We start from the raw sequence: 16,160 nt of genomic DNA on the forward strand, positions 1-16,160 counted from the left end.
GCAGCCGGTGGCCGGGTCGAGTGCGGTGCAGGTGGTGTCCGTCAACAGCGGCAAGTGCCTTGATGTGACCGGTGCCTCGATCGATGACGGCGCCCAGGTCGTGCAGTGGACCTGTGGCAGCGGCAAGGCGAACCAGCAGTGGCTGCTGCAGCCGGTGGCCGGGTCGAGTGCGGTGCAGGTGGTGTCCGTCAACAGCGGCAAGTGCCTTGATGTGACCGGTGCCTCGATCGATGACGGCGCCCTGGCCGTGCAGTGGACCTGTGGCAGCGGCAAGACCAACCAGCAGTGGACCACGCAGTGATCCGACCACGGCTACCCGGCGCTACAGCGACGACCCCGGAGATGGGCGGCCGGACCTGACCACGCCGAGCCGGCGCTGAAGGCGGGTCGGGTCCGGCGCTCGACGGGCGGTTACAGCGGTCCCGGTGCCGGGTGGAAGACACTTTCACCCGGCACCGGGACCGGCCTGCTGTTCGGCCGAGAAAGCCGAATCGGACAGTCAGCGGAGCGCCGGTTCTCCGGGATCTCCGGGACGCGCCCTCCGAGCCGACCCGATATTCGGTCTCCGTCTGACGGGAGTACGTTTCCAGGTCCCGAGTGGGTATTTCCATCCATGCGGCTCCGCAGGGCGGCACGGCTTTTCACATGCCTGTGAACAGTACGGTCAGGGGCCTCACAGAAGTCCCGAAGCTGCCGAAGGTCACTGGCCTGTCAATTCCGGATCAGTTCGCTTCGAGTTCATCCGCCGAGGATTCCAGGAAAGGCTTGGGCGAAAGTAGGCTGCCGTTCGGCCGGGCCTGACGCAGTCCGCCTTCGGGATTTCTCCAGTATTCACCGGAGCGGTCCCGCGGCCTTCTCGGACGACTGCGCCGACATCACCCACGGGACGGCCGCCGCCAACCGCCCACTCAGGAGACATCCGTGCGCATTCCACGTCCGATCGTCGGCCTCGCCGGCGCGTTAGCGCTGTTCTGCGGCCTCACCGTGACAGCGGCCGCTCCGGCTGCCGCGGCCGCCCCTGCCACCCCGGCAGCACCCGCCTCCGCGGCCTCTACTCTGCCCAAGCCGGACCACGTGGTCGTCGTGATGATGGAGAACGAGGACTACAGCAGCATCATCGGCGACACGGCCCAGGCCCCGTACATCAACTCCCTGGCCCAGCAGGGCGCTTCGTTCAGCCAGTCGTACGGCGTGTGGCACCCGAGCCTGCCGAACTACTACGCCCTGCTGTCCGGCTCCACCCAGGGGCTGACGAACAGCAACCCCCCGCCGGTGGGCTCCATCCAGGCCGACAACCTGCCCCACGAGCTGATGAGCCACGGGTACTCCTTCGACGACTACTCGGATGAGGCCACCCCCGCCGCCTGGCTGCGCTTCGCCGACCTGCCGGGCACCGCCACCAGCCCGAACCCGGTCGACAAGTGGCTGACCTGCCCGGGTTCGGTGCCCGGCCAGGCCTGCGGCTTCCCGACCAGCGGGTCCGGCTACGCGAAGCTGCCGACGGTCACCTTCGTCCACGGCGACCAGTACCAGAGCATGCACGACGGCAACATCCCCGAGGGCGACACCTGGGTCAGGAACACGTTCGGCGGATACGCCGACTGGGCCAGGACCCACAACAGCCTGCTCGTCGTCACCTTCGACGAGGACGACTTCACCCCCGCCAACCACCTGCCGACCGTCTTCTACGGCGCGAACGTCAAGCCCGGCAGCTATGGCGAGACGATCAACCACTACAACGTGCTGCGCACCGTCGAGGACATGTACGGCCTGCCCTACCTGGGCAACGACGCCACCGCCGCGCCGATCACCGACACCTGGGGATCGACCACCCTCGGCACCGGCAGCGGCCCCGGTCCGGTCACCGGCTACGCCGGATACTGCCTCGATGACCAGAACGGCAGCACCGCCGACTTCAACCCGGTCGACCTGGCCCCCTGCACCGGCGCCGCCGACCAGAGCTGGACCCTGCCCGGCAACGGGACCGTCCAGGCCTTCGGCAAGTGCCTGGACGTGCTGCACAGCGGCACCGCCAACGGCACGGTCGTCCAGCTCTACCACTGCAACGGCGGCGGCGCCCAGCAGTGGGTCGCGCAGGCCGACGGCAGCCTGCAGAACCCGCAGTCCGGCAAGTGCCTCGACGACCCCGGGTACAGTCTCAGCAGCCCCCAGCTGATCATCTGGGACTGCAAGGGCAGCGCCAACCAGACCTGGAACCTCCCGGCCTGACGGCCCGTCGGGGCGAGCGCCAGGCGGGGGCACCGGTGGACTCCGGCGCGTCAGGTGGCATGGGGGCGTCCCATCGAGGTTGGGCATGTTGCGGTGGAGTGCAGGGCGGCCAGATCAGCTCTACGAGGGTATCGCCGGCGTCGTTCCGGTTATCGCTCGCTGAGCAGCCGTGCGCGGAAGAGGTCCCAGGTGCGGTGCAGGTGATGGGCGATCTGATCGGTCCAGGCGGCGGTCCGGAAGGCGTCGGCCATGCGGGTCAGCTCGGCGGGGCCGGTCGGTGGCGTCAGGAGTGGCAGGAAGTTGAACATCACCGGCCGGACGGCGTCGACTCCGGTCAGGTCGACGCGCCGGCCCGCGCCCGCCGCCCGGACCCGGGCGAACGCCTCATCGTGGGTCTGAACCAGGTCGGCGGGCTCGGGCCGGTTCGGATCGCGGACCAGGCGCGGGTGCGGGCTCTCTGTGCCGACCGATGGCCCGGCTGCCGGGGCCGGGGCCGGGGCCGGGGGCGAGCTGACCTGACGGCTCCTCGAGTGGCGGGAAACGCCGTCCGTGCGGGGGAGTCGTTGAAACTCCTCGCGTTGAACTGCCGTTCGTGGATGAGGCCTTGCCGACGCAGCCGCACCTTCTCGGCAGCCGCTCCTTTGGCGGCAGGGCCGATGTCACGGAGACGGGTCCTGCCGCCGGGGGAAGTCGGCCGCTCAGCTGTGCAGCGGTTCGGCCAGCCGTCCGAGCAGGCCCGCGACCAGTGCGGTCTGGGTGGGTACGGTGTCGGGGTAGATGAACTCGCCCTGGGCGTGGGCGCCGTCGCCGACCGCGCCCATGCCGCACAGGACGGGCAGGCCGAGGGCGGCGACGAAGTTGGCGTCGCTGGCGCCGCCGACGGCGGCGGCGGGCAGTCCGTCGCGGCCCTGTTCGCGGGCGACTTCGCGGGCGAGGCCGAGGAGTGGTGCGGAGGCCGCGTTGAGGGTCATCGGTGGCCGGTTCCAGGCGTGGTCGATGTCGATCCGGACCCGCGGGTCGCTGACCTTGATGGCCTCCAACTCCGCGTCCACGCGCTCCCGTTCGGCCTCGCTGCTGACCCGGATGTCGACGCTCGCGGTGGCCAGCCCGGCGACGACGTTGGCGGCGGAGCCGCCGGTGATCAGCCCGGGGTTGATCGTGGTGCCCAGTGCGGGGGCGGCGACGGCCGCGGCGGCGACCACGAATTCGGACAGTGCGGTGATGGCGCTGGCCCCGTCCTCGGGTGCGAGTCCGGCGTGCGCCTCGACGCCGCTGGCGGTGACGCGGAAGGTCCCGTTGCCCTTGCGGGCGGTCTTGACCGCGCCGTGCGCGCTCGGTTCCAGTACCAGTGTCACGTCGGCGTGGTGCGCGATGTCCTCGATCACCGGACGTGAGGAGCGGGAGCCGACCTCCTCGTCGCCGTTGAAGAGGAAGGTGACCGTGGGCACCGGGAGGCCGTACTCCCGGGCCAGCTTGAGGGCCCAGATGCCCTGGGCCAGGCCGGTCTTCATGTCGAAGATGCCCGGCCCGCTGAGCTTCTCGCGGCCGCCCGACTCGGATGGTGCCCAGCCGGCGAGGGTGCCGGTGGGCCACACGGTGTCGTAGTGGCCGACGAGTGCGACGTGCCCGGGGGCAGTGCCGGGGTAGGTGAGGGTGAGGGTGTCGCCGCGCTCGCCACCGCGGTGGCGGTGCTCCTCGCCGGGTTGCCCGAGCCGGTGGACGGCCAGGTCGTGCAGGAGGTCCCGGCCGGCCGCCAGGCCGGCCAGGTCATAGCTGCTGGTCTCCTGGCCGACGAGGGTCATGATGTCGGTGACGATCTCCGAGGAGACCTCGTGGGCACGGTCGGTGAGGGCAACTGTGGCGGGGTTCATGATCGGCTTTCTCTTGCGAGCGGGTGGAGTGGTGGAGGTTGCGGCTGGAGGGGCGGCTCAGCCGATGCCGAGGGGGATGCCGAGCAGGTACCAGACGAGGAAGAAGGCGACCCAGGCGACCCAGGCGACGGCGGCGACCGGCAGGGTGAAGGAGGCGAGGGTGCCGATGCCGGCGTTCTTGCGGTACTGGCGCAGGTAGGCCACGGCCATCATGAAGAACGGGCTCATCGGCGTGATGCACTTGGTGACCGAGTCGGCGACCCGGTACATGGCCTGGGTCGCCTCCGGATGGATGCCGGTGAGCATCAGCATGGGCACCAGGACCGGGGCGACCAGCGCCCACAGCGCGGAGCCGCTGGTGACCAGCAGGTTCATCACCGCGATCAGCACGGCCACGCCGAGCAGCACCAGCCAGCCGTCGAGGTGCAGGTCGCGCAGCAGCTCGGCGCCCTTGACAGCGAGGATGTCGCCGAGGTTGGTCCACTTGAAGTAGGCGAGGAACTGGGACATCGCGAAGAACAGGACGATGGTCGGTGCCATCGACCTGGTGCCGTCGGCCATCGCGGCCATCACGTCGGGGGTGCCGCGGAAGGTGCCTGCGAGTCGGCCGTAGACCCAGCCGATCACGGCGAAGAACACCCCGAGGATCAGCGCCATGCCGCTGAACACCGGCGAGTTGACGATGCTGCCGTGGTCGCCGCGCAGCGGCGAGTGCGTCGGGATCATCGCCGCGACCAGGAGCGCGGCGAGACCCAGCGCGACCAGTGCGGCCCCGCGCAGCGCGCTGCGCTGCCGCGCGGTCGCCTCGATCGCCTGCGCCTCCGCCTTCTCGGCGATCGGCGCGGGGGCCACCGGCTCGTCGGGCTCCAGGTCCGAGCGCCGCACGAGTACCGTCTCGACGACGATCGTGATCACCACTGCCATCAGGACAGAGGACGCGAGCCCGAAGTAGTAGTTCGCCACCGGGGTGACGGCACCGTGCGGGTCGACGACGTGGGCCGCGGCCGTGGACATCGAGGACAGCAGCACATCGGTCGTGGTGAGGACGGGGGAGGCGTTGAAGCCCGCGGAGACCGACACGTAGGCGACGACGCAGCCGAGGATCGGGCTGCGGCCGGCGGCCCGGTAGAGCGCCGCGCCCAGCGGGATCAGCGTCACGTACGCGGCGTCGCCGGCGACGTGGCTGACCATCGCCGTCAGCGCCAGCGCGAAGGTCAGGTAGCGGCCCGGCACCCGCGCGACCAGGCGGCGCAGCAGCGTCTCGAACAGCCCGCTCTTCTCGGCGACGACGATGCCGAACATCACGATGAGGACCGTCGACAGCGGCGGGAACTGCGCGAAGTTGTCGACGGCGTGCCCGATGACGAGGGTGAACCCGTCCTTGCTGAGCAGGTTCTGCACCTTGATGGTCTTGTGCGTCCCCGGGAGCACGGCGCTGACGTGCTCGGCGGCCAGTACGGCGCTGAGCACGGCGACCACCGCCGCGAGGGCCCAGAACAGCCAGAACGGGTCGGGCAGCCGGTTGCCGGCCCGCTCGATCGCCGCCATCGCGCGGTTCATGGCGCGCATGGATCTCGAGCCGGGCTCGGTCTCCCGGGACTCGGTCACGGTGGCACTCATGGCGACCCTTTCGGCACTACTGAGGGATGTTTCCGCAAACAATGGCACTCAAGTGAGAGATTTTCTAGATCCTCTATGTCACGATGGGATCAACCGGCAGTCTAAGGTACGGAAACATGACTGGGCCTCTCCTCGACGAGCTCGACCGGCGCCTGATCGGGGCGCTGCACGTAGCCCCCCGGGCCACCTGGGACGACATCGGCGCGATCCTGCTCGCCGACGCGGGCACCCTCAAACGCCGCTACGACCGGCTGCACAAGGCCCGCATGGTGCGCGTGGTCGGTCAGGCCGACTGGGGCCTGCACTCCACGGCGATGCCGGTCCACGTCTTCCTGGACATCACCGGCGAAACCCCGCTGGCGGTCCTGGAGCGGCTCCGTGACCTTCCCCACGTCCAGCGCCTGGCGCAGATCTCCGGCGACTACCCCCTCTACGCCGTGATCCACGCCCCGTCCGAGGCGGCCACCAGCGAGGCGATCGACCGGCTGTTCTCGGTCCCCGGTGTCCGCCGCGTCAACGCCCTGCCCGCGCTCAGCACCCTGCGCCGGGGTGCCACCTGGGATCCGCAGTTCCTCACCGAAGCCGAGCGCGCCGGCCTGCTGGAACTCGCCGGGGTCAGCCCGGAGGGCACCGCGACCGCCAACCCGCCCGCCAAGCCCCTCAGCGAGGCCGAGCGCACCGTCGTCACCCAGCTGATCCAGGACGGCCGGGCCTCCGCCGCGAGCATCGCCCGCGCCGCCGCCCTGCCCACCTCCACCGCGCACCGCGTCGTGCGGCGGGTCCTGGACGAGCGCTGGGTCAAGCCGCGCTTGGAGATCGTGTCGGAATGGCTCGGCTTCCAGACCCCGTTCATGCTCCGCCTGCGGGTGGCCCCAGGCGAGACCCCCGAGGTCATGCGGCGCCTCGACCAGTTGCCCCAGACCCGCCTCGCCGTTCACGTCGCCAGTGACCTGTCCGTCCTCTGCATGGGCCTGGTCACCGATCGCTCCGCCCTGGCGCTCTTCATCGACGACGAACTCGCCGAGATCCCCGGCATTCACGCCGTCAGTGTCTACGTGATGCTCGCCGAGTCGCGGCGCTACTGGCTGGACCGGGACCTCGCCTCCGGCGCCCTCGGCGCCTTCCACGCGCCCCCGCTGCTCTGAGCCGGCCTTCGGGGTTGGGCGGGCCGTCCCGTCCGCGGATTCCTGTATGGTTCCTCGCGAATCATCCAGAGGGGTGGAGGGACCGGCCCTACGAAGCCCCGGCAACTCCCCGGTCGACTCGGCGTTCGACGTACATGCCGCGCCGCCCGGGATCAGTGCCAACTCCGGCCTGTCGCCAACGTGGCGCGGGAAAGATGAGGAGACTCGGTGCTCTCTGTGCTGTCCCTTGTCCGGGTGCTTGCCGCCCCGGCCCTTCCGCGTACCCGTCTCATGTCCGGCGCAGGCAATCGGCCGACTCCACCGGCCTGTTCGCGCTGACCTTCCCCGCTCCCCGCCCGGAGCCTCCCGCGAGCACAACCCACCTGCCGCTCGCGGGATTTGAGACTGGAGTACCCATTCATGGAGAACACGAGCGGCGTTGGCGTGCTCGACAAGGCCACCTCGATCCTCGGCGCCCTGGAGGCCGGCCCCGCCAACCTGGCCGGGCTGGTCGCCGCCACCGGTCTGGCCCGGCCCACTGCCCACCGACTCGCCGTCGCACTCGAGTACCACCGACTGGTCACCAGGGACCTGCAGGGTCGGTTCATTCTCGGCCCCCGACTCACCGAACTGTCCGCCGCGGCGGGCGAGGACCGTCTGCTGGCTGCCGCCGGCCCGGCCCTGACCCGCCTGCACGACATCACCGGTGAGAGTGCCCAGCTCTACCGCCGGCAGGGCGACATGCGGATCTGCGTGGCCGCCGCCGAGCGCCTCTCCGGCCTTCGCGACGCCGTCCCCGTCGGCACGACCCTGTCCATGAAAGCCGGTGCTGCCGCACAGATCCTGCTCGCCTGGGAGGAGGCCGAGCGCCTCCACCGCGGGCTGCAGGGCGCCCGCTTCACCGCAACCGCCCTCAGCGGCGTGCGGCGGCGCGGCTGGGCCCAGTCCATCGGCGAACGCGAGCCCGGCGTCACCTCCGTCGCCGCTCCCGTCCGCGGCCCGTCCAACCGGGTTGTGGCCGCCGTCTCCGTCTCCGGCCCGATCGAACGCCTCACCCGCCACCCCGGTGCACGCCTCGCCCAGGCCGTCGTCGAGGCCGCCAACCGCCTCACCGAAGCCCTACACCACCCCTGACCGTCATGAAGGGTGTCAAAACTCCGATCAGGCCGCTGAACTGGGAGTTCCCGTGGATCACGGGGTGGTTTGATCGGGGCGGCGTGGTACTCGTTGAGCAGTCCGCCGAGTACTCGGCGGCGTCTGACTGCGACGGTTGGGCCCGAGGGCGGGCGACGGGAGAAGCATCCGCGGCGGCGGATCGTGGACGCGATCTTCTACGTCGTGCGGACCGGGTGCGCTTGCCGACAGCTTCCAAAAGACTTCGCGCCAAGGCCCACGGTGTACTGGTACTTCACGCGGTGGCACGACGACGGGACGGTGGAACGGATCCACGACGCGCTGCGCGGTCAGGTCCGCGAGGCTGAGGGCCGCGGTGCCGGGCCGAGCGCGGTGTTGATCGCTTCGCAGTCCGTGCGCACCGCCGACACCGTCCCTGCGGCCACAGCGCGAGCGACGCGCGGTGCGTCGCTCGTCGTGCTTGTGGGGGTCGCCGTTGAGCTTGCCCTTGGCCGCCATCACGAGCACGGCCCGGAGCCGGCAGGCTCGATCAGCCGATCGGTGGTGCGAGGTATTCCAGCGCATAACCGTCGCCGGAGGGGGTTACGCGGGCGATGCCGGGTGAGTCGAGGTGGGCGCCGGCTACGAAGTGGTGTGGTTGAGTCAGTTGTTCGAGGAGGGCTGCTCGCGCGCTGCGGGCCTGGGACTGGTTGCCGTCGAGCTCCCAGGACACGTTCGGCTGATCGAATTGGAGCGTGGGAACGTGAACGGTGTCGCCCCAGACGAGAAGGTGGCCGATGCCGCTCCTGATGTCGTACACGGTGTGACCAGGTGTGTGGCCCGGTGTCGGGATCGCGGTGGTCCAGTCGTTGATCGCGACCTTCTCCGACACGGGTACGACCCGGTCGCGGATCGGCTCGAGCCGCCCCGTGAACACCGAGGCGTCGCCCGCTCCGATCCACACGCGCTCGAGTCTGGTGAACGCCGCTGAACCGTCCGGCGCGATCAGGCCGCTCACGTGGTCTTCGTGCTTGTGGGTGATGGCCACATCCGTGACACGCGCGCGGTCGATTCCCGCTTCGTCGAGCGCGTCGTAGATCAATCCCATGGTGGGGTCGTGCCAGGCGTTGGACGCGCCGGTGTCGATGAGCACCGACCGCGTGCCGTCGGTGACGAAGAAGGCGTTGACCGACAGCCGCAAGTTGTCGCCGGTCAGCGGGACGGCGGCCGGCAGCACATCGAGCGTGCGCCCATCCTTGTCGCGGAGCCGTGTCGGCGGCATGTCGATGTACCCGTCTCGTAACGAGATCACCTGCAGGTCGCCGAATTCGAACGTGGCATGGTGCCGGCCACTCGAGATCAAACGCATGGAACCCCTCCGTCGTGTCGGGCGAGCATCGCGTGTCTCCGATAGAAGATCAGATCTTCTTTAGAAGAAACACTACACTGTGGGACAGCGAGGTACCCATCGATCGAGGAGCACGGTGGTCGAGCAAGACGGGAACGCGACCGAACCACAGCACGGTGATGACCTGGCCGGTGCGTTCGGCGGCAACGTGCGGCGACGCCGCGAGGAGGCCGGCCTGACGCTGGACCAGTTGTCCACACAGTCGTCGGTCAGCCGGGCGATGCTGTCCAAGGTCGAACGCGGCGAGAAGAGCCCGACGATCGGCGTCGCGTCCAGGATCGCCCACGCGCTCGACGCGTCGCTCTCGGACCTGATCGGTGCGCCGGCTGCTGCCGCGCCCGGCGTGGCCATTGTCATGCGCAAGAACGATCGCCCCGTTTACCGTGACCCGGAAACCGGCTTCGAGCGGCACATGGTGTCAGCGGCCCCCGGCGCGGGAGGAGGCGAGATGGTCGTCCACTACCTCCCCGCGCAGGTCTCCACCGGACTGCTGCCCGGGTATCCGCCGGGTACCGAGAAACAACTCGTGGTGCTCGAAGGCACCCTCACCGTCGCGATCGGCGGAATCAGCGAGACCCTGAACACGGGCGACTCCCTGTTCTTCCAGGCCGACGCGGACCACGGCTTCGCCAACCCGACGAACGCTCCCTGCGAATACATCATGGTCATCTCGCGCAGAACCTGATCGGCGGCAGCTCGCGGGCCTGGACAAAGCCGGCCAAGGCATCGCCAGACTCACGGCACTTATCTGCGGCATGACCAGGGCCTTTCACCAGGAGCACTCCCGATGCCGGCCTGGCAAGTACCCCGGTGACGTCAGAACTCGGGTTCTGGCTCAACTCCTGTGGTTGGTGACGCAGGGTCAGGTCGTGTCCCTTGATGTGGCGCAGTGGTCCTGTGCCAACGCTTCCGGCGGGAGTCGTTCGTCACCCGGTCCAGGTGCCGTGATCGGGGGCGCCAGCCAGCTGGGGGCAGCGGGCTCCGAGCTGCTTGTCGTTCTGGTCGCGGCAGCCGCACCGGATTGTCCGGCTTGGGCAAGGGCTCATCTCTAGCGCGTTCACGGAGCCTTGAAAGAGGGCCCTGACCAGCAACGATGTGTTTTCGCGGCGACAAGTGCGAATGGTTTGGGGGCGCCCCCGCCCCAGGCTTCTCATGTGTGACGGCGACATTGGGCCAAGCGGTCACGGAACTGGCCATGAGTCCGGAACTCCTCCAGCCCCTCGGGTGCGATGTGTCAGGATCAGGTCACGCTGAGTCGCAGAATTGCTGACTTGGGCCTGGTCGACGGAGGTGGCATGCCAGTCGAAGTGGTCTTCTTCAACGTCGGGCAAGGTGACTGCACGCTCTTGTGGTTCTATGACCGGGCGGCTCCAGGCATTGGCACGCACGCGATCCTGGTGGACTGCGGCACGGCCGGCGCCGTCCCGCCCTGGCGCCCGGCGGCGGTGGTGACCGGTGACGCCAAGCAGCGCGTGATCGCGCACCTGCGCGGGAGGCTTGACCACTATCTGAGCCGCCTGCGCGATCCGTACACGCTGGACTGGCTGGTGGTGACGCACCCGGACCAGGACCATTTCAACCTCCTGCAGGATGTCCTGGTCGACGGTCGGGACCCGGCCCGGCTGAAGTACACGATCCGCAATGTCGCCTACTCACTCAGGCCCGCTGACTACCGCGAGGGCGGCGGCGACTTCATGGCGCGGCTGTTCACCGAATGGACGACCTTCACCGGTGTGTCCGGGCAACGGGTGGTCAACGAGCCGCAGTTGGTGACGATGCCGCCCGACCCCGTGCCGCTGTTGGGGACGGGGCCAGGCGCGGACCTCCACCTGGTCGGCGGCGTCGTCGGGCCGACCATCCACTCGCGCGGCGCGCAGCAACGACCCGGCGATGTCAAGAAGTTCGCGGCGGGCGAGAAGGAACGGATCGCCAACATGTGCAGCCTGGTGACGGTGCTGACGGGCGAGCCGGATGCGTTCGGCAAGCGCCAGAAGGTGCTGCTGATGGCGGACGCCGAGTCGATCAACGAGCAGTATCTGATGGGCCTCGCGGGGCCCATGTGCAGCCGTGAGAGCCACCTGTGGCTGAAGCTCGGGCATCACGGGAGCAAGCACTCCACCAGCGACGAGTGGCTCGCGCACACGACCCCGGACGGGCTCTTCATCAGTACCGGGCTGAACGCGTTCGGCGGCGGGGTGGCGACGTGCGACGCCGAGAACCTGGCGGGCCGGGTCCTGGTCCAGTGGGAACGAATCCGCACCGCGCACGGCATCCCCGTTCCCACGGTGCGTGCGGGGTTGTCCTGGGGCTTCGGCTTCCAGGACAACACGGATGCTCCGCCCTGGCCCTTCGTGTACGCGCCGACGACTGAGGGCGTCTTCAGCTCGCTCGCGCTGGAGCCGGACACCGCCGGCTGGCGGGGCGTCGACTGGCACCTGCGGCTCGACCACGCCGCCCCGGGAAGCTACGACATCTGGTACGAGTAGGAGCCGGTCATGCCCTTGCTGGTCTCGACCCTGCGCACGGTTCTGCGTGAGGCGCAGAACCTCTCCCAGCTCCAGATCGCCCCCGACTTCCTGGAGCTGGAGCCCACCCTGGAGTTGTTCAAGCAGTACCTGGCGAACGCCCTGCTGGATGTGCGCGAGGTGACCGTCGATGTCGACGCCCTGCACGTCGCGGGCACCGTGACCCTCGTCGGGCAGGCGGCCGCACCGGGCAGCGTGCTGTTCCTGACGGACGATGACCAGCGGTACGTGGTCGGCCTCTGCGTCGATGTCGTCCTGCTCCAGGACGGCCCTGGCCTGCCTGAGGGGTTGCGCGAGATTCCCGGCGCGCTGGAGCGCCTGCGCCTGGGCCCGCTGCATCTGGTCTTCGGGATCGAGCCCGGTGGGGACACCGGCTCGCGCCCGCGCGTCGGCCTCGGCGCCGAGGTGCTGTTCCCCACGGCCGAGGCCACCCCCAGGCCGTATGTGTGGGGCTATCCTCCGCTGTGGCCCGGGCAGGCATGGCAGGTCGGCTCGAACTTCGCCGAGGTGCCGATCCCCGACCTGGACAGCCTGCTGGTCTTCGCGGGCCTGCCGACCGGCTGTTTGAATCTGCCTCCCGACATCGTCGGGCTCGCCCGGCTGGCGCTGACGGCTCTCGGTGTCACCTTCGCCCCGGCCCGACCGGGCCGCGGGGTGAGCGCCGACTGGCTGGCGCTGTGGATGCGAGTGGACCTCGACGAGCCCTGGACGCCGCTGCCAGGAATCGAACTCGACGGGTTGCATGCGGAGTTCACCATCGCCGACCCGCTCGGCAGCCCACACCCGGCGATCGTGCTGGGCGGGCGGGTCACACTCGCCGACGACGTCGCCGTGGACGTGGGCGTCGCGCTCCCGGACCGCTCGCTCAGTGGGATCCTCGCCCGCCCGGCCCCGGTCGGCGCGCTGCTCCAGCAGCGCTTCCCAGGCGTTCCGGTGCCGCGGGACCTGGAGATCACCGAACTCGCGCTCTGGGGAGAGCTGGCCGCGGGCGACAGGCGCGGCTACGGGATCGACCTCACGCTGGCGAACGTCTGGCAATTCGCCGAGGGCATCGAGCTGACCGGAATCGTGCTCACCGTCTCGGACTACGGCGGTACCGCGGCGTCCCTGACTGCGGCCTGGCAGCTGGTGGACGGCACGCTCGACGTCACCGGCACCTGGGAGCAGGGGGCGGGTTGGAGCTTCCTCGCCCGCGCGGAGAACCTGCAGCCCGCCCGGGTGATGGCCGCGCTCGGCATCACCCCGCCGGATGTGCTCGACGATCTCGTCATCGAGCAGCTCGCCGTGGCCTTCGACAGCAGCGGTCGCTTCTCCTTCGACTGCGAGTCCACCGTGCAGCTCGGTGACCTGGACGCGGCCCTCCAGCTCACCGTGACCGCCGACCGGAGCACCGGGGAGACGGGAGTCACCGGGCTGCTGCGGCTCGCCGTCCCGCTGGCCGGCGGCGACATCCGGGTCCTGGACTTCACCGTGCAGTACGCCTCGGGCGCAGGCGGCCGGGTGTTCACCGGCACTTGGAGTGGCACGCCGGGCATCTCGGCCGACGAGCTGGCCGGGGCGCTGGGCCTCGATCTGCCGGGACTTCCCGAGATCCTGCGCCCGGAGCTGCAGGCGCTGTCCGTGCGTTACGACAAGACGACCGGTCAGGTGCTGCTGACGGGGGCTACCGAGCGCACGGGGTGGGTGTTCTCCACCCGTCCCGGCGCAGCTCCCGGCGGTCCTCGCCTGACCGCTGCGGCGGCGCGGGTCCGCCTGGGGGCGCGGGCATCCGATCTGCCATTGGTCGGCGAAGCGATCCCGCCGGGTGAGGACCTGGTCCTGGAGGCAATCGCCTTCACGTCGGCGCCGGCCGGCTGGACGGCGGCGCAGGCGGCCGAGCTCAACGACGCGTTGAACCAGGTCGATGCCGCTGCGGAGCGCCGGCTGCCGCGCTTTGCCACCGACGCTACGGCCGGGCCCGGCATCGCCGTCCAGGTCGAGTTGAGCATCGGCGGGGTGCCGCAGGACCCGCTGGTCCTGCCGATCACCACCGGCGCGGGCGGCACGCTCGTGGCCGTCTCCCGGGGCCCGATCACCGTGCATGCTGCTTCGGACGACACGTGGTCACGCGACCTCGACCTGACGTTCGGGGCGCTGCGGATCTCGCGGATCGGCGTCGGGCTGACAGCGGCGGGTGAGCTCTTCGTCGCACTGGACGCCGTCCTGTCGGTGGGTCCGGTCCGGCTGGTCCTGATGGGTCTCGGGCTGGGAATCGACGGGGAGTTGAGCGTCTCGCCCCGGTTGCGCGGGGCGGGCGTGCAGCTGGACAAGCCGCCACTGAAGATCACTGGCATGGTGGAGCGCCGCACCGGCTCGGAGGTCGCCCCGGGACTCAAGGAGCAGTTCATCGGGCTCGCCTCGATCGAGACCGGGTTCTTCGCCCTGTATGCCGCCGGGTCGTATGCCAAGGCGTTGGACGGCTGGTCGTCGATGTTCCTGTTCGGCGAGATCTCCGGTGGCGAGCGCGGGCTGTTCGGCCCGCCCCCGTTCCGGGTGATCGCCATCTCGCTCGGCTTCGGCGTCAACAGCACGGTCCGCACACCGACCATCGACGAGGTCGGCGGGTTCCCGCTGGTGAACCGGCTGGACGGCGGCGGCAGCGGTGACACCCCGGAGCAGGTGCTGGAGAAGCTCGCCGGCCCCGGCGGCTGGATCACCCCGAGGGAGGGCCAGTACTGGGGCGCGGGCGGGATCGAGTTCAGCTCCTTCGAGTTCCTGCGCTCCCGCGCGCTGCTGCTGGTGGAGGGCGGCGAGTCCTGGAAGGTGCTGCTGATCGGGCGCACCACGATCGACCTGCCGCGCAGCAAGGCCGCCAAGAGGCCGATCGCCCGGCTCGTCATCGACTTGGCCATCGGATACCACCACGACCAGGGCCTGTTCTCGATGGACGCGGTCATCGCGCCCGGCTCGTACGTCATCGACCCGGCGGCCGAGCTCACCGGTGGCCTGTCCTTCTACATCTGGGGTCAGGACCGTACCGCGGTCGGCGGTGGCAAGGGCTTCGTGTTCACGCTCGGCGGCTACCACAAGAGGTTCAACCGCCCCGACTACTACCCCAACCCGCCGCGCGTGGGCTGGCGGTGGGCGGTGGGCCCGGTGGCGATCCGCGGGCAGGTGTACGCGGCGCTCACCGACGGCGCGTTCATGGCCGGCGGCGAGCTGTCCGCGAACTACGACAAGGGGCACGGCATCCAGCTGCAGGCCTGGTTCACCGCCTGGCTGGACGCGCTGGTGCAGTGGAAGCCGTTCTACTTCGACCTGTCGATGGGGCTGAGCATCGGCGTCGCGGCCACCGTCAAGGTGCTGTTCATCCGGGTGCGGGTCTCCCTGTCGGTCGGGGTGTCGCTGGACCTGTGGGGGCCGCCGATCGGTGGCCGGGCCAAGATCAAGGTCTGGTTCATCAGCTTCACCGTCGAGTTCGGCACCGGCCGGGACGGCGCATCGGCGATCGACTGGGGGGAGTTCAGCGTTCAGCTGCCCGCCCCGCTGTCGATCGCCCCGCTGTCCGGGCTGCTGGTCGACGTCGACCCCGAGGAGACCGCCGCCCGGTCCGACGCGGGGGAGCCCCTGCTGGTCTCCATGGACGGATTCGCCGTCCGCACCGAGGCCGCCGTCCCCGCCAGCCGCATCCTCTTCAACGGCCGGCCCTTCGCCGAGGCCGAGGACGACACCATCGACATCCGGCCGATGGGGCCGAAGGGGCAGGGCGTGGTCTCCGAACACCGCGTCACGCTGAAGAAGTTCGACACCACGCACACCCCCACCGGGTGGAAGGTCGCCGTCTACCGGCAGGACATGCCCAAGGCGATGTGGGGTGCGCCGCTGGGCAGTCCCAGCGACGTGCTGGACGGTGACGGGCTGCTCAGCGGCTGCCTGGCCGGCATCACCTTCGAGATCCCCAAGCCCGAACTGGCCCCTGCGGTCGGCTGGGTCGACGCCGAGGCGCTGGAGGCCGACGGACTGCCGGATGCGCCGATCCCGCTGCTGGGCTCGCAGCCGGAGGGGCCGCCGTCCGTCCCGGACGACGAGGGCCAGGGCAGCATCGGCACCATCGTCGACCCGGACAGCGGTATCGCCGCGGAGACCACCGCCGCCCGCCGCGCCTCGGTGCACGCCGCCTTGGCCGGCCTCGGTCTCGCCCCCGGCACCGACGACCCGCTGACCCGCTACGCGGACCTCGCGAAGACCGTGTTCACCACCGCGCCCATGACCACTACAGCCGAGAGGTGAA

The 16,160-nt window shown here is 70.1% G+C and carries 11 protein-coding genes and 1 riboswitch; of the genes, 7 read left to right on the forward strand and 4 right to left on the reverse strand.

The window, feature by feature from the left end; all coding sequences use genetic code 11:
- Nucleotides 1–301 (forward strand): RICIN domain-containing protein (locus P3T35_RS32240; RefSeq protein WP_280708818.1); only part of this gene is annotated, 301 nt, incomplete at its 5' end.
- 620 nt (nucleotides 302–921) lie between these two features.
- The gene (locus tag P3T35_RS32245) at nucleotides 922–2,229 is read left to right on the forward strand and encodes an alkaline phosphatase family protein (RefSeq protein WP_180356686.1); all 1,308 of its coding nucleotides are present in this window, start codon (nucleotides 922–924) and stop codon (nucleotides 2,227–2,229) included.
- 149 nt (nucleotides 2,230–2,378) lie between these two features.
- Here P3T35_RS32245 and P3T35_RS32250 read toward each other — a convergent pair whose 3' ends face one another.
- From P3T35_RS32250 to P3T35_RS32260, 3 genes are all read right to left on the reverse strand, one after another.
- Nucleotides 2,379–2,540, reverse strand: a complete 162-nt coding sequence (locus tag P3T35_RS32250; protein ID WP_180356687.1) for a hypothetical protein — start codon at nucleotides 2,538–2,540, stop codon at nucleotides 2,379–2,381.
- A 387-nt stretch (nucleotides 2,541–2,927) separates the two neighbouring features.
- On the reverse strand, nucleotides 2,928–4,100 hold the full coding sequence (locus P3T35_RS32255) for a M20 family metallopeptidase (RefSeq protein ID WP_101383168.1): 1,173 nt from the start codon (nucleotides 4,098–4,100) through the stop codon (nucleotides 2,928–2,930).
- A gap of 57 nt (nucleotides 4,101–4,157) precedes the next feature.
- Nucleotides 4,158–5,720, reverse strand: a complete 1,563-nt coding sequence (locus P3T35_RS32260) for an AbgT family transporter (protein WP_101383169.1) — start codon at nucleotides 5,718–5,720, stop codon at nucleotides 4,158–4,160.
- 116 nt (nucleotides 5,721–5,836) lie between these two features.
- Here P3T35_RS32260 and P3T35_RS32265 point away from each other — a divergent pair, with 116 nt between their 5' ends.
- Both P3T35_RS32265 and P3T35_RS32270 read left to right on the forward strand, forming a co-directional pair.
- A complete protein-coding gene (locus P3T35_RS32265; protein WP_101383170.1) occupies nucleotides 5,837–6,865 on the forward strand; it encodes an Lrp/AsnC family transcriptional regulator in 1,029 nt (342 codons plus the stop codon).
- Nucleotides 6,866–6,923: 58 nt separating this feature from the next.
- Nucleotides 6,924–7,066, forward strand: a riboswitch (SAM riboswitch).
- 198 nt (nucleotides 7,067–7,264) lie between these two features.
- On the forward strand, nucleotides 7,265–7,978 hold the full coding sequence (locus P3T35_RS32270) for an IclR family transcriptional regulator (protein WP_101383171.1): 714 nt from the start codon (nucleotides 7,265–7,267) through the stop codon (nucleotides 7,976–7,978).
- 529 nt (nucleotides 7,979–8,507) lie between these two features.
- Here P3T35_RS32270 and P3T35_RS32275 read toward each other — a convergent pair.
- Nucleotides 8,508–9,326, reverse strand: coding sequence for an MBL fold metallo-hydrolase (locus tag P3T35_RS32275; RefSeq protein WP_101383172.1), 819 nt, complete (start codon nucleotides 9,324–9,326; stop codon nucleotides 8,508–8,510).
- A gap of 115 nt (nucleotides 9,327–9,441) precedes the next feature.
- Between P3T35_RS32275 and P3T35_RS32280 the strand changes: the two genes are divergently transcribed.
- From P3T35_RS32280 to P3T35_RS32290, 3 genes are all read left to right on the forward strand, one after another.
- Complete coding sequence (locus P3T35_RS32280) at nucleotides 9,442–10,050, forward strand: XRE family transcriptional regulator (RefSeq protein WP_101383173.1); 609 nt, start codon at nucleotides 9,442–9,444, stop codon at nucleotides 10,048–10,050.
- Nucleotides 10,051–10,594: 544 nt separating this feature from the next.
- Complete coding sequence (locus P3T35_RS32285) at nucleotides 10,595–11,851, forward strand: hypothetical protein (protein ID WP_143676965.1); 1,257 nt, start codon at nucleotides 10,595–10,597, stop codon at nucleotides 11,849–11,851.
- A 9-nt stretch (nucleotides 11,852–11,860) separates the two neighbouring features.
- A complete protein-coding gene (locus P3T35_RS32290) occupies nucleotides 11,861–16,159 on the forward strand; it encodes a DUF6603 domain-containing protein (protein ID WP_101383175.1) in 4,299 nt (1,432 codons plus the stop codon).
- The last annotated feature ends 1 nt before the right edge of the window (nucleotide 16,160 follow it).

The sequence above is a fragment of the Kitasatospora sp. GP30 genome (genome assembly GCF_029892145.1).
GTDB classification, from domain to species: Bacteria; Actinomycetota; Actinomycetes; order Streptomycetales; family Streptomycetaceae; genus Kitasatospora; species Kitasatospora acidiphila.